Source organism: Pseudomonas lyxosi (genome assembly GCF_047758685.1).
Taxonomy (GTDB): domain Bacteria; phylum Pseudomonadota; class Gammaproteobacteria; order Pseudomonadales; family Pseudomonadaceae; genus Aquipseudomonas; species Aquipseudomonas lyxosi.
On record NZ_CP180481.1, the window covers coordinates 3,166,604 to 3,179,428 of the forward strand.

14 protein-coding genes are annotated in these 12,825 nt (G+C 58.9%); 13 read left to right on the forward strand and 1 reads right to left on the reverse strand.

The window, feature by feature from the left end; translation table 11 throughout:
- Positions 1-2: 2 nt before the first annotated feature.
- The 8 genes from tmk to ACMXYI_RS14625 all read left to right on the forward strand — a co-directional run bounded on the left by tmk (position 3) and on the right by ACMXYI_RS14625 (position 6,320).
- Complete coding sequence (gene tmk, locus ACMXYI_RS14590) at positions 3-635, forward strand: dTMP kinase (RefSeq protein WP_415773713.1); 633 nt, start codon at positions 3-5, stop codon at positions 633-635.
- Positions 628-1,617, forward strand: coding sequence for a DNA polymerase III subunit delta' (locus ACMXYI_RS14595; protein ID WP_415773714.1), 990 nt, complete (start codon positions 628-630; stop codon positions 1,615-1,617). Before tmk ends, ACMXYI_RS14595 begins: the two co-directional genes overlap by 8 nt.
- A 42-nt stretch (positions 1,618-1,659) precedes the next feature.
- Positions 1,660-2,016 (forward strand): PilZ domain-containing protein, encoded by a 357-nt coding sequence (locus tag ACMXYI_RS14600; RefSeq protein WP_415773715.1) that lies wholly within the window; start codon positions 1,660-1,662, stop codon positions 2,014-2,016.
- 14 nt (positions 2,017-2,030) lie between these two features.
- Positions 2,031-2,816: a TatD family hydrolase gene (locus ACMXYI_RS14605; protein ID WP_033056960.1), complete on the forward strand. Its 786-nt coding sequence runs from the start codon at positions 2,031-2,033 to the stop codon at positions 2,814-2,816.
- Between the two features lie 342 nt (positions 2,817-3,158).
- Entirely contained in the window at positions 3,159-3,797 is a 639-nt protein-coding gene (locus ACMXYI_RS14610) for a TetR/AcrR family transcriptional regulator (RefSeq protein WP_007945721.1), read from the forward strand.
- 139 nt (positions 3,798-3,936) lie between these two features.
- Positions 3,937-4,905: a GTP 3',8-cyclase MoaA gene (locus ACMXYI_RS14615; protein ID WP_074878968.1), complete on the forward strand. Its 969-nt coding sequence runs from the start codon at positions 3,937-3,939 to the stop codon at positions 4,903-4,905.
- Between the two features lie 228 nt (positions 4,906-5,133).
- Positions 5,134-5,742 (forward strand): DUF4823 domain-containing protein, encoded by a 609-nt coding sequence (locus ACMXYI_RS14620; protein ID WP_102614828.1) that lies wholly within the window; start codon positions 5,134-5,136, stop codon positions 5,740-5,742.
- 17 nt (positions 5,743-5,759) lie between these two features.
- Complete coding sequence (locus tag ACMXYI_RS14625) at positions 5,760-6,320, forward strand: DUF1285 domain-containing protein (RefSeq protein WP_046049085.1); 561 nt, start codon at positions 5,760-5,762, stop codon at positions 6,318-6,320.
- Positions 6,321-6,380: 60 nt separating this feature from the next.
- On the opposite strand, the gene ACMXYI_RS14630 is transcribed toward ACMXYI_RS14625, so the two are convergent.
- A complete protein-coding gene (locus ACMXYI_RS14630) occupies positions 6,381-7,253 on the reverse strand; it encodes an esterase/lipase family protein (protein WP_415773716.1) in 873 nt (290 codons plus the stop codon).
- A gap of 194 nt (positions 7,254-7,447) precedes the next feature.
- Here ACMXYI_RS14630 and ACMXYI_RS14635 point away from each other — a divergent pair, with 194 nt between their 5' ends.
- The 5 genes from ACMXYI_RS14635 to araG all read left to right on the forward strand — a co-directional run bounded on the left by ACMXYI_RS14635 (position 7,448) and on the right by araG (position 12,818).
- Positions 7,448-8,164: a FadR/GntR family transcriptional regulator gene (locus ACMXYI_RS14635; RefSeq protein WP_415773717.1), complete on the forward strand. Its 717-nt coding sequence runs from the start codon at positions 7,448-7,450 to the stop codon at positions 8,162-8,164.
- Between the two features lie 24 nt (positions 8,165-8,188).
- The gene (locus tag ACMXYI_RS14640; protein WP_415773718.1) at positions 8,189-9,064 is read left to right on the forward strand and encodes an SMP-30/gluconolactonase/LRE family protein; all 876 of its coding nucleotides are present in this window, start codon (positions 8,189-8,191) and stop codon (positions 9,062-9,064) included.
- 198 nt (positions 9,065-9,262) lie between these two features.
- Complete coding sequence (locus ACMXYI_RS14645; RefSeq protein WP_008152305.1) at positions 9,263-10,081, forward strand: SDR family oxidoreductase; 819 nt, start codon at positions 9,263-9,265, stop codon at positions 10,079-10,081.
- Between the two features lie 122 nt (positions 10,082-10,203).
- Entirely contained in the window at positions 10,204-11,208 is a 1,005-nt protein-coding gene (locus tag ACMXYI_RS14650) for a substrate-binding domain-containing protein (protein WP_415773719.1), read from the forward strand.
- 65 nt (positions 11,209-11,273) lie between these two features.
- Positions 11,274-12,818: an L-arabinose ABC transporter ATP-binding protein AraG gene (araG, locus tag ACMXYI_RS14655; protein ID WP_283181203.1), complete on the forward strand. Its 1,545-nt coding sequence runs from the start codon at positions 11,274-11,276 to the stop codon at positions 12,816-12,818.
- Positions 12,819-12,825: the final 7 nt, after the last annotated feature.

The following is a 12,825-nucleotide window of genomic DNA, read 5'->3' on the forward strand; positions in this document are numbered from 1 at the left end:
CTGTGACTGGCTTGTTTATTACCCTGGAAGGCCCGGAAGGGGCCGGCAAGAGCACCAATCGCGAATACCTGGCCGAGCGCCTGCGCGCCGCGGGTATCGAGGTCGTGCTGACTCGCGAACCAGGCGGCACGCCGTTGGCCGAGCGGATTCGCGAAGTGTTGCTGGCGCCGGTTGACGAAGTCATGAACCCCGACACCGAGTTGCTGTTGGTGTTCGCCGCGCGAGCCCAGCATCTGGCCGAGGTGATTCGACCGGCACTGGCCCGCGGCGCGGTGGTCCTGTGTGATCGCTTTACCGATTCGACCTACGCCTATCAGGGTGGCGGTCGCGGCCTGTCGCTGGAGCGCATCGCGACCCTGGAAGCCTTCGTCCAGGGCGATCTGCGCCCGGACCTGACGTTGATTTTCGATCTGCCGGTGGAAGTGGGCCTGGCCCGCGCCAGCGCTCGCGGTCGTCTGGATCGCTTCGAACTCGAAGGCCGAACCTTTTTTGATGCGGTGCGCAGTGCTTTCCTCAAGCGTGCTGAAGCGGATCCTGCGCGTTATGTCCTGGTCGATGCCGCCCAGCCGTTGGTGCAGGTGCAGCAGTCACTGGATGCCTTGTTGCCGCGCCTGCTGGAGTTGACCCGTGGCTGAAGCCTATCCGTGGCAGGACGGTCTCTGGCAGCAGTTGGCCGGTCGCAAGCAACATGCTCACGCCTATCTGCTCCATGGCCCCGCCGGGATCGGCAAGCGCGCGCTGGCCGAGCGCTTGATGGCCAGTTTGCTGTGCCAGCGTCCGAGCGCCGCCCACGATGCTTGCGGCGAATGCAAATCCTGTCTGTTGCTCAAGGCCGGCAGTCACCCTGACAACTACATTCTGGAACCGGAAGAAGCCGATAAGGCGATCAAGGTCGATCAGGTTCGTGATCTGGTCAGCTTCGTGGTTCAGACCGCGCAGATGGGCGGCCGCAAAGTGGTGCTGATCGAGCCGGTCGAGTCGATGAACATCAACGCCGCCAACGCCTTGCTCAAAAGCCTTGAAGAACCTTCCGGCGATACTGTTTTGCTGTTGGTCAGCCACCAGACCAGTCGGCTGTTGCCGACCATCAAGAGCCGCTGCGTGCAGCAGGCTTGTCCATTGCCGAGCGAAGCCATGAGTCTTGCATGGCTGGCGAAGGCTTTGCCGGACTGCGCGGAAGAAGAGCGTATCGAGTTGCTGACCCTGGCCGCCGGTTCGCCACTGGCCGCCGTCAACTTGCAGGCCCAGGGCGTGCGCGAGCAGCGGGCGCTGGTGGTCGATGGCGTGAAGAAGTTGCTCAAGCAGCAACAGTCACCGACGCAACTGGCCGAAGGCTGGAATGCGATTCCGCTGTTGCTGTTGTTCGACTGGTTCTGCGACTGGTCGAGCCTGATCCTGCGCTATCAGCTGACTCAGGACGAAGAAGGCCTGGGACTGACGGACATGCGCAAGGTGATTCAGTACCTGGCGCAGAAAGCCGGCCAGGACAAAGTCCTGAATATTCAGGACTGGATCCTCGCCCAGCGCCAGAAAGTGATGAGCAAAGCCAACCTCAATCGGGTGTTGTTGCTGGAGGCGCTGTTGGTGCAATGGGTGGGTTTGCCTACCCAGAAGTGACCGACTAAGCCTAGACTCCGAGCATCAGCAACGGAGGTCAGCATGAATGAACTCGTCAATCCGGGGCCGCGCAACGGCATTTTGTCCCTGACGATCAAGGACAAGTCCGTGCTTTACGCGGCCTACATGCCGTTCATCAAGAACGGTGGCCTGTTTATCCCGACCAACAAGAGCTACAAGTTGGGCGATGAGGTATTCATGCTGCTGAACCTGATGGACGAGCCGGAGAAGATTCCGGTCGCTGGCAAGGTCACCTGGATCACCCCCAAAGGTGCGCAGGGCAACCGGGCCGCCGGGGTCGGCGTACAATTCAACGAAGGCGACAATACGGCGCGCAGTCGAATCGAAACCCATCTGGCCGGAGCCCTGAAGTCCGACCGTCCCACTCATACGATGTAAGTTGCAGCCCTTTTATGCTCGTAGATTCCCATTGCCACCTTGATCGCCTCGACCTCGCCGCCCACGACGGCTCCCTGGATGCCGCACTTGATGCGGCCCGTCTGCGCGGGGTAGGGCACTTTCTGTGTATCGGCGTCAGTGTCGAGAATGCCGCCGACGTCAAAGCCTTGGCCGAGCGTTACGACGACGTCGACTGTTCGGTTGGCGTGCATCCGCTGGACGTGCAGCCGGGTGCCGCGCCAGCACTTGATTGGCTATTGCGCGAGCTCAACCACCCGCGTGTGGTGGCGATCGGTGAAACCGGTCTGGATTACCACTACGAGCCGGAAGCAGCGGAGTTGCAGCAGGAGTCGTTTCGCCTGCATCTGCAAGCGGCGCAGCAGACGGGCAAACCGGTGATCATCCACACCCGTGGTGCCCGCGCCGATACGTTGAACCTCCTGCGCGAAGCAGCGCTGCCCCAGGCGGGCGTGCTGCATTGCTTCACCGAAGACTGGGACATGGCCAAAGCGGCGCTGGACATGGGGTATTACATTTCCTTGTCCGGTATTGTCACTTTCCGCAATGCCGACGCTCTGCGTGACGTGGCCAGTAAAGTGCCGGCTGACCGATTGCTGGTGGAAACCGACTCGCCTTATCTGGCGCCGATCCCTCATCGCGGCAAGCCGAACCTGCCGCAGTACGTGCGCGACGTAGCGGAATTTCTGGCAATGTTGCGAGGTGAGCCCTACGAGCGGTTTGCCGAGCAAACCACCGAGAATTTCAAGCGACTGTTTCCGCTGGCGCATGTGAAAGGTTAAATCGCAGGCAAAAAAAACCCGGGTTCTGGGGGGTGAATCCGGGTTAAGACCATTAGGAGTAAAACAAAGGCACGCGGTCCGTTGGTACCTATATCGGCGCAACACTTGGGGGAGATGTCCCGCCGACAGTTGAAGTATTGATCAGTATTGCGCCGAGTCCAGTTTACCGGCGCCGGTTTTTAAACAAATTTGGAATACGGGCGCTTCGGTTGAGTTCTCATTATTCTGCGAGGCTGCCGGAATTCATCAAGAAACACATATATGGTCGGATGATCCGTGCATTTTTGCGCAAGTTAGGCATAATACGCGGCTTCGAATTTTGACCCCTACAGACCTTTTCTTATGCATAAAGAACCTCGTAAGGTCCGTGAGTTTCGTCGCCGCGAGCAAGAAATTCTCGATACCGCGCTCAAGCTGTTCCTCGATCAAGGTGAAGACAGTGTCACCGTCGAGATGATTGCTGATGCCGTCGGTATCGGCAAAGGCACGATCTACAAGCACTTCAAATCCAAGGCCGAGATCTATCTGCGCCTGATGCTCGATTACGAGCGCGATTTGAACGAGCTGTTGCATTCGGCCGATGTCGACAAGGACAAGGAAGCCCTGTCCCGGGCCTACTTCGAATTCCGCATGCGCGACCCTCAACGCTATCGGTTGTTCGATCGCCTGGAAGAAAAGGTGGTCAAGGGCAATCAGGTGCCAGAGATGGTCGAGGAGCTGCACAAGATTCGCGCCTCGAACTTCGAACGCCTGACCCTGCTGATCAAGGGCCGGATCAGCGAAGGCAAGCTCGAAGATGTGCCGCCTTACTTCCATTACTGCGCATCCTGGGCGCTGGTGCACGGCGCCGTGGCGCTGTATCACTCGCCATTCTGGAGCAATGTGCTGGAAGATCAGGAAGGCTTCTTCCAGTTCCTGATGGACATCGGCGTGCGCATGGGCAACAAGCGCAAGCGCGATAGCGACACCCCGAGCAGCTGAACCATTCAGTTGCCTTATTGCGCCATTATTTCGCTACGTGGCGCAGTACCGCAGGAATATACTCAGGCATAGGACTTGCTAAAACTTGATTTGTGAGTCAAGTTTTAGCGGTCCGAATATTCTTCCGCCGGAGTAGTCCATGATCGTTGACCGTCAAGGCAGGCGTTTTCGCAATTTGCGAATCAGTCTGACTTCAGCCTGCAATTACGCTTGTACCTACTGCGTGCCCAACGGCAAGCGGTTGGTCGCTGCGCAGGATGAATTGTCGGCCGAGGCCATGGCGCGTGGCGTGGCCTATCTGATTGAAGCGGCGGGCATCGAGCGTTTGCGCATCACCGGCGGCGAACCTCTGGTCAGCCCCAAACTCGAAACCTTCATGACCGCCGTCGGGCAGATGGGCCTGGCGGACATCAGCCTGACCACCAACGGTCAGCTGCTGGCGAAGAAGCTGCCACTGCTGGTGGATGCCGGCATTCGTCGCATCAACGTTTCCCTCGATACCCTGGATGCCAGCGCTTTTCGCAGCATTGCCCGTGGCGGCGATCTGGCGACTGTGCTCGACGGTATGGATCAGGCCAGCGCCGCCGGCCTGAAGATCAAGGTCAATATGGTGCCGCTGCGTGGACAAAACCTCGATCAAGTGATGCCGCTACTCGATTACTGTCTGGAGCGCGGCTACGAGCTTCGCTTCATCGAGTTGATGCGCATGGGCCACCTGGCCAGCGACTCCAATGCTTTCCTGCAACAATTCGTCAGCCTGCAGCAGTTGCTCAGCCTGATCGGCGAGCGCTACGAATACCTTCAGGCCGATGCGCCGGTAGACGCCACCGCCGTGCGTTACGAAATTCCGGGGCAGGGTTACTTCGGCGTTATCGCCAACGAAAGCGTTCCTTTCTGCCGCACCTGTTCACGGCTGCGTCTGTCCTCCACGGGCTGGCTGCATGGCTGCCTGTCGTCGAGCAACCGCCACTATGTCGGCGACCTGCTGGACAAGCCCCGTCATCAAGCCTTGCCCGCCTTGCAGAGACTCTTGGTGAAAGCCTTGGGCGATAAGCAGGAAGTGGCATTTTCCGGTGGCGCAACCATCATGAAAATCATCGGCGGCTGAGCACGATCCCTGTAGCAGCTGCCGAAGGCTGCGTTCGGCTGCGCAGCAGTCGCGAGATCAGGCGATGCGGTGTTCCAGACATATTTTGCTCACAGGATTTACGACTGCTTCGCAGCCGAACGCAGCCTTCGGCAGCTGCTACAAGAGCCATGCCTCTCCCGAGCTGGCGCGGAAGCTGCATCCAATGGCCATTCGCCGGTTTTCCGTCACCGGCCTCTGGAGGGTAGGATGCGTAGCCTGGTTTTGCTGCTGGCCGTTTTGGCGCTTGGTGGCTGCATGAATGTCAGCGATCTGGCTGAAGGGACTCGCTACCACATGAGCGACGCGGGGTTGCTCGACCATAGCGACAGCCGCCGTGTGAATAACCTGCGCATTCAACCGGACTCATTCGTCTATATCGCCCAGGGCGCCTTTGTGCCGCCAGGCAGTACTGTCTACCCACGACCTAACGTGATAGCCGAAGTCGCCTTCGATGGCTTTGTCGAATACTTCCCGATGGTCCGCCGCGCCCGTGCCCCGGAAGGTCTTGATCAAGCCATGGGCGAAGCCCGTGCCGCCGGTGCCCATTACCTGCTCTATACCCGGTTCGCCAAGTCTGACGACCGTATCGGCAACTCGGACGAATGGCTTGATCAGGAAGCCCTGGATCGCCTCGGTATCGACGGTGGTGTCATTCAAATCATGTTGATCGAGACCAGCACCCAGTATTTGATTGATACTGCACGTATCAAGAGTCGTGGCGGTTTACTGACGTTCCACGACAAAAAGCCAGAAGACCTGATGGGCCCGCCGCTGGAGCAATACGCGCGCAGCCTGCTGGGGCTCAGCGACCAGTAATTCAAAAGGAGAACGCCATGAGTGGCCCGCAAAAAGCCAACGATCTGTTGGGGCAAATCCCCAAAACCAAAGGCTTGCCGCCGGTCCACCTGTGGAACCCCGACTTCTGCGGCGACATCGACATGCGTATCGCCCGTGACGGCACCTGGTATTACCTGGGCACGCCGATCGGGCGCAAGCCGATGGTCAAGCTGTTCTCCACCATCATTCGCCGCGATGGTGACGATTACTTCCTCATCACCCCGGTCGAGAAGGTTGGCATCAAGGTCGACGATGCGCCCTTCGTGGCGATTGCCGTGGAGGTCGAAGGCGAGGGCGAAACCCAGGTCTTGCGTTTCACCACCAATGTTGACGAGACTGCCGAAGCCGGCACCGAACACCCCATGCGCGTGGTGATCGACCCGGTCACGCAGGAACCTGCGCCCTACGTGCATGTGCGCACCAACCTCGAAGCCCTGATCCACCGCAACGTGTTCTACCAACTGGTGGAGCTGGCCGTCACCCGCGAGATCGACGGGCAGCGCTGGTTGGGCGTGTGGAGCGCTGGCGAGTTCTTCCCCATCGGACTTGAACCGTAACTCGCCAAGTTGCTGTGTTCTGGAAAATGGCCCGCTATTCAAGCGGGCCATTTTTTTTGCCTACAAACCTTTGTCTTTAAGCCGAGCAGCATGTTCAAGATAGAGGTGGACCGGGCTTACGTTCCAACTCGTGATCCCGGCCATTTGATTCACTGCATCAAAATGGTCCATCGGGTAATCCGAACGAATGACTTTGCCCAGGTGCGAGCTGTACCGTCCGACGAGCCCATCGTTGGCGTGTTTCTCTTTATAAAATAACTTCGACAGCACGATACAGTTCAAGTGGGACGGATCGAGAGGTTGCAGACTTTGAAAGTTTTGCAGGATCCCGCTCCAGGAGTAGTAGTACACGCCGTTTTCAATTTCGTTGCCGTCCCCACCCCAAATTTGCGGTAGCCCTTGCGGGTACTTCTTGTTGAAGGCTGCCACACCTGCGCTGGTCAGGGATTCGAAAGCCGCTTGTGGGTCCTGGGGGTTTTCCGGATGGTCGCTGATCAACGAAATGAATTTGCCGACTGCTTTGAACAGGGCGAGTACGAGCGCTTCGGGCAACTCTCCAGGCGTCAGCGCCTTATGCAATTGGTCGGCAATCTCGGAGCCATGATTGGGGCAGCTGACAGAAGTGACGGATGCGACCTTTTCCGGGTGTAGCGCCGCTACGTAGCGTGCAGCCAATGGACCTTGGCTGTGGCCGATCAGATTGACCTTGGCAGTTCCCGTTTCCTGCAAAATACGGTTGACGTGTTCGAGCAGTTTTTTACCGCGCTCCTCGTTTCCGTTCACGGCGGGAATGTTAACGGCAAACACCTTGGCCCCAGCGTGTTCCAGAGCTTCCTTGATCTCGAAGAAGTAGGGATAACCGGCAATTTTATCGAAGCCAAAAAGGCCGTGGACCAAAACAATCGGGTATTGCGTAGACGCATCCATGTTCATGCTTATACCTGTCGATAGCGGACTTTAGTTGCGCTTGATCTGTCGCGGCTAACCGTAGGTCACAACATGCATTCGTTCAAATCGCTCGCCTGAACGCCGTCAGACAGAAAAATCAAATTGACACTCAATCGTATGATGATTAGCGTGGACACCCATCGCGCACGGCTTTGTGCCGTCCCTGACTCGAGGTGTCCATGTCCAGCAGTTTTCATGCGTTGACGGTCGATTGGCTGGGTTGCTGGATCGCCACGGGGCAGGTCAAACCGGGTGAGACACTCAAGGTCGAAGCCGACCTGGGTGAGCAACTCGGTGTCAGCCGCACCGTTATCCGCGAAGCGATCAAAACCCTGGTCGCCAAGGGCATGCTTGAAGTCGGGCCCAAGGTCGGCACGCGGGTGTTGCCGGTGCGCCGCTGGAACCTCTTTGATCCACAAGTCGTAGGCTGGCTGTCGCGCAGCGGCTTACCGGAAAACTTCGTCGACGACTTGCTCGACCTGCGCCGCACCATCGAACCCATGGCCGTGCGCTGGGCTTGCGAGCGCGCTACCGTCGAGCAGGTTCACGCTATCCTTCAGGCTTACAACGCATTGGAGCGGGCAGTGGACAGCGGCATCGATTACAACCGTGCCGACCAGTTCTTCCACGAGTGCATTCTCGCTGCCAGCCACAATCAATTTATCGAACAAATGGTCCCAGCCCTCGGCGCGCTGTTGGCGGTGTCGTTCGAAGTGTCCGCCGCCGACCCGGACGAACTACGCCGCACGCTGCCGATTCACAAAGACATGGCCGAGGCCATCGCCGCCCGGGATGCCGCGCGGGGTGTCTGGGCTTGCATGACCCTGATCGACAACGCCGACCTGGCCATCAAGCGCTTCTACCCGCAAGTCATGGCCGACAAAAAGGCCAGCTGACAACAATAAAAAGCAGGAGGTTTCATGACGTGGACTGCGGTTACCGAACACCGGGCACGACTGGGCGAAGGCCCATTCTGGGACGCGCCGACCCAGGCGCTGTACTGGGTTGATATCGCCGGTCAACAGGCGCTGCGGCTGATTGGCGCCAACGTGCAGATCTGGCAGATGCCCGAGCACGTGTCCGCCTTCATTCCCTGCGAAAGCGGTGATGCGCTGGTGACGTTGAACAGTGGCGTGTATCGACTCGATCTGGATTCCCCCGGCCTGGAGCCGCGACTGACCTTGCTCTGCGTCGCTGATCCGCAACCCGGCAATCGCGCCAATGAAGCCCGCTGCGATGCTCAGGGCCGGCTCTGGCTCGGCACCATGCAGAACAACATTGGCGAGCTGGGCGAAGACGTGCCCATCGTGCGGTGTTCCGGTGGCCTGTTTCGCATCGATCGCGATGCCCGGGTCACGCCGTTGCTTCGAGGGTTGGGCATCCCGAACACGTTGCTGTGGAGCGACGATGCGACCACCGTGTATTTCGCCGACAGCCTCGACAGCACGCTTTACCAGTATTTCATCCGCACCGACGGCAACCTCGACCCGGCCCGCGTCTGGTTCGGGCCCCATGAACGTGGCGGCCCTGATGGCTCGGCGATGGATGCCGAAGGTTACATCTGGAACGCCCGTTGGGATGGCAGTTGTCTGCTCAGGCTGACCCCGGACGGGCAGGTTGATCGCGTGATCGAACTGCCGATCAGTCGTCCCACCAGTTGCGTATTCGGCGGTGAAGACCTGAAAACCCTTTACATCACCAGCGCCGCGAGCCCGCTCAACCATCCGTTGGACGGTGCGTTGCTGTCGATTCGAGTCGAAGTGCCCGGAAAAACCTGTACTCGGTTTGCGGGATGAATCCCAAAATATGGGATGTAAAATTATATATTGAGATTATTTGGCGGTCGGGTTTATAGTCGGCTCCATCAGTTACACGCACTCACACTTAAAAAAACAAAACAGGTGAAGTGATGCAGCGATTTTCCAAAAAGCCTTTTGACCGGACATCGACAGATGCCCGGTTTTTGTCGTGTGTTCGAAAAGGAGTCTTGATCCATGGCTGAACCTCTTTCCTTGCCACCGGTGCCCGAGCCGCCGAAGGGTGAGCGCCTGAAAAATAAGGTGGTGCTGCTGACCGGCGCCGCTCAGGGTATCGGCGAGGCGATTGTCGCGACGTTCGCTTCCCAGCAGGCCAAGCTGATCATCAGCGATATCCAGGGTGAGAAAGTCGAAAAAGTCGCGGCGCACTGGCGGGACAAAGGCTTCGACGTTCAAGCAATCAAGGCTGACGTTTCCAACCAGCAAGACCTGCACGCCATGGCCAGACTGGCGATCGAGCTGCACGGTCGCATCGATGTGCTGGTCAATTGCGCCGGGGTCAATGTGTTCCGCGATCCGCTGGAAATGACCGAGGAAGACTGGCGTCGCTGCTTCGCCATCGATCTGGACGGCGCCTGGTATGGCTGCAAAGCGGTGCTGCCGCAAATGATCGAGCAGGGCATCGGCAGCATCATCAACATCGCCTCGACCCATTCCACTCACATCATTCCCGGCTGCTTCCCGTACCCTGTGGCCAAACATGGCCTGCTCGGCCTGACCCGCGCTTTGGGCATCGAATATGCGCCGAAGGGCATTCGCGTTAACGCCATCGCGCCGGGTTACATCGAAACCCAGCTGAACGTCGATTACTGGAACGGTTTTGCCGACCCGCATGCCGAACGTCAGCGCGCTTTCGATCTGCATCCGCCACGTCGCATTGGCCAGCCGATCGAAGTCGCCATGACGGCGGTTTTCCTGGCCAGCGATGAAGCGCCGTTCATCAATGCCTCGTGCATCACCATCGATGGCGGTCGCTCGGTCATGTACCACGACTGAGTAAAACGGATTTCAGACGCGGAACTACGCCTGAAATCCAATCATCATACGATATGACTATTAGCTGCACAGTTTGATTGGCTTTCAAATAACGCTCAAAAAAAATAACAAGGAGTCAGCTTATGAATCGTCGTCGTGGGATCCGTTCCCTGTGCTGTGCCGCTTTGGCGGTCACCGCAGTCAGCCTGAGCAGTTCGTTGCTGGCGGCCGAGGAAGTGAAGATCGGTTTTCTGGTCAAGCAGGCGGAAGAGCCCTGGTTCCAGACCGAATGGGCATTTGCCGAAAAGGCCGGGAAAGAGAAGGGCTTCACCGTCATCAAGATCGCCGTGCCGGACGGCGAGAAAACCCTCTCGGCCATCGACAGCCTCGCCGCCAACGGTGCCAAGGGCTTTGTGATCTGCCCGCCAGACGTATCCCTCGGCCCGGCGATCATGGCCAAGGCCAAACTCAACGGTTTGAAAGTCATCGCCGTTGATGACCGCTTCGTCGATGCCGGCGGCAAGTTCATGGAAGACGTTCCATACCTCGGCATGGCCGCGTTCGAAGTCGGCCAGAAACAAGGCAGCGCCATGGCCACCGAAGCGAAGAAACGTGGCTGGGACTGGAAAGATACCTACGCGGTGATCAACACCTTCAACGAACTCGACACCGGCAAGAAACGCACCGACGGTTCGGTCAAAGCGCTGGAAGACGCCGGCATGCCGAAAGACCACGTTCTGTTCTCGGCGCTGAAAACCCTCGACGTACCGGGCAGCATGGACGCCACCAACTCGGCGCTGGTGAAACTGCCCAGCGCAGCGAAAAACCTGATCATCGGCGGCATGAACGACAACACCGTGCTGGGCGGCGTGCGCGCCACCGAGAGCGCCGGGTTTGCCGCAGCCAATGTGATCGGCATCGGCATCAACGGCACCGACGCCATCGGCGAATTGAAGAAGGCCAACAGCGGCTTCTTCGGCTCGATGCTGCCTAGTCCGCACATCGAGGGCTACAACACCGCCAGCATGATGTACGAGTGGGTCACCACCGGCAAAGAACCACCGAAGTACACCGCGATGGACGACGTGACGCTGATCACTCGCGAGAACTTCAAGCAGGAACTGGAAAAGATCGGCCTCTGGAACTGAGGACCGGTTGATTTCATCGGTGGCCCTGGCGACGGGGCTGCCTGATCTGTGTGAAGAGGTGGGTTATGCACGCGCAATCAAAAACACAACAACACAATGCCGGCGGCAGCTTGCGCTTCAACGGGATCGGCAAGACCTTTCCCGGGGTAAAGGCGCTGGATGGCATCAGCTTCGTCGCCCATCCGGGGCAGGTTCACGCCTTGATGGGCGAGAACGGCGCCGGCAAATCGACCCTGCTGAAAATCCTCGGCGGGGCTTACACCCCGAGCAGCGGCGACCTGCAGATCGGCGAGCAGAAGAGGGTCTTCAAGTCCACCGCCGACAGCATCGGCAGTGGTGTCGCCGTGATCCATCAAGAGCTGCACCTGGTCCCGGAAATGACCGTGGCAGAGAACCTGTTCCTCGGTCACCTGCCGGCCAGTTTCGGCCTGATCAATCGTGGCGCGTTGCGGCAACAGGCATTGGCCTGCCTCAAGGGCCTGGCCGATGAAATCGATCCGCAAGAGAAAGTCGGGCGCTTGTCCCTCGGTCAGCGGCAACTGGTGGAAATCGCCAAGGCCTTGTCCCGGGGTGCGCATGTGATCGCGTTTGACGAACCGACCAGCAGCCTGTCGGCGCGGGAGATTGATCGTTTGATGGCGATCATCGGCCGCCTGCGCGACGAAGGCAAAGTGGTGCTTTACGTCTCCCATCGCATGGAAGAAGTGTTCCGCATCTGCAACGCGGTGACGGTGTTCAAGGACGGTCGCTTTGTGCGTACTTTCGAGGACATGAGCGAACTGACTCACGATCAGTTGGTGACTTGCATGGTTGGTCGCGACATTCAGGACATCTACGATTACCGCCACCGTCAACGTGGTGCGGTGGCGCTCAAGGTCGACGGTTTGCTGGGGCCGGGTTTGCGTGAGCCAGTGAGTTTCGAGGTGCACAAAGGCGAGATTCTCGGGCTGTTCGGTTTGGTCGGCGCCGGTCGCACCGAGCTGTTCCGCATGCTCAGCGGCCTTGAGCGCAACACTGCCGGACGCCTGGAATTGCGCGGTCATGAACTGAAGTTGCGTTCACCCCGCGATGCGATTGCCGCCGGGATTCTGCTGTGCCCCGAGGACCGCAAGAAAGAGGGCATCCTGCCGCTCGCCAGCGTCGCCGAGAACATCAACATCAGCGCTCGCGGCGCCCACTCCACCTTCGGCTGTCTGTTGCGTGGCCTGTGGGAGAAGGACAACGCCGACAAGCAGATCAAGGCGCTGAAAGTGAAGACCCCCAACGCGGCGCAGAAAATCATGTACCTGTCCGGTGGCAACCAGCAGAAGGCCATTCTCGGCCGGTGGCTGTCGATGCCGATGAAAGTCCTGTTGCTCGACGAACCGACTCGCGGCATCGACATCGGTGCCAAAGCCGAGATTTACCAGATCATCCACAACCTGGCCGCCAGCGGTATCGCGGTGATTGTGGTGTCCAGCGATCTGATGGAAGTGATGGGTATTTCCGACCGCATCCTGGTGCTCTGCGAAGGCGCGATGCGCGGCGAGTTGTCTCGCGCAGAGGCCAATGAATCCAACCTGCTGCAACTGGCTTTGCCGCGCCAACGCGCTGACGGCGTGGCGAACTGAGAGGTGA

Bases quoted from the DNA above. Each gene is read 5' to 3' on its own strand.
- ACMXYI_RS14620 (WP_102614828.1), top strand. From the start codon at position 5,134: ATGCGTAGCCTGGTTTTGCTGCTGGCCGTTTTGGCGCTTGGTGGCTGC.
- ACMXYI_RS14630 (WP_415773716.1), bottom strand. From the start codon at position 7,253: ATGAACATGGATGCGTCTACGCAATACCCGATTGTTTTGGTCCACGGC.
- ACMXYI_RS14640 (WP_415773718.1), top strand. From the start codon at position 8,189: ATGACGTGGACTGCGGTTACCGAACACCGGGCACGACTGGGCGAAGGC.
- ACMXYI_RS14600 (WP_415773715.1), top strand. From the start codon at position 1,660: ATGAATGAACTCGTCAATCCGGGGCCGCGCAACGGCATTTTGTCCCTG.
- ACMXYI_RS14650 (WP_415773719.1), top strand. From the start codon at position 10,204: ATGAATCGTCGTCGTGGGATCCGTTCCCTGTGCTGTGCCGCTTTGGCG.
- ACMXYI_RS14610 (WP_007945721.1), top strand. From the start codon at position 3,159: ATGCATAAAGAACCTCGTAAGGTCCGTGAGTTTCGTCGCCGCGAGCAA.
- ACMXYI_RS14635 (WP_415773717.1), top strand. From the start codon at position 7,448: ATGTCCAGCAGTTTTCATGCGTTGACGGTCGATTGGCTGGGTTGCTGG.
- ACMXYI_RS14615 (WP_074878968.1), top strand. From the start codon at position 3,937: ATGATCGTTGACCGTCAAGGCAGGCGTTTTCGCAATTTGCGAATCAGT.
- ACMXYI_RS14605 (WP_033056960.1), top strand. From the start codon at position 2,031: ATGCTCGTAGATTCCCATTGCCACCTTGATCGCCTCGACCTCGCCGCC.
- araG (WP_283181203.1), top strand. From the start codon at position 11,274: ATGCACGCGCAATCAAAAACACAACAACACAATGCCGGCGGCAGCTTG.
- ACMXYI_RS14625 (WP_046049085.1), top strand. From the start codon at position 5,760: ATGAGTGGCCCGCAAAAAGCCAACGATCTGTTGGGGCAAATCCCCAAA.
- ACMXYI_RS14645 (WP_008152305.1), top strand. From the start codon at position 9,263: ATGGCTGAACCTCTTTCCTTGCCACCGGTGCCCGAGCCGCCGAAGGGT.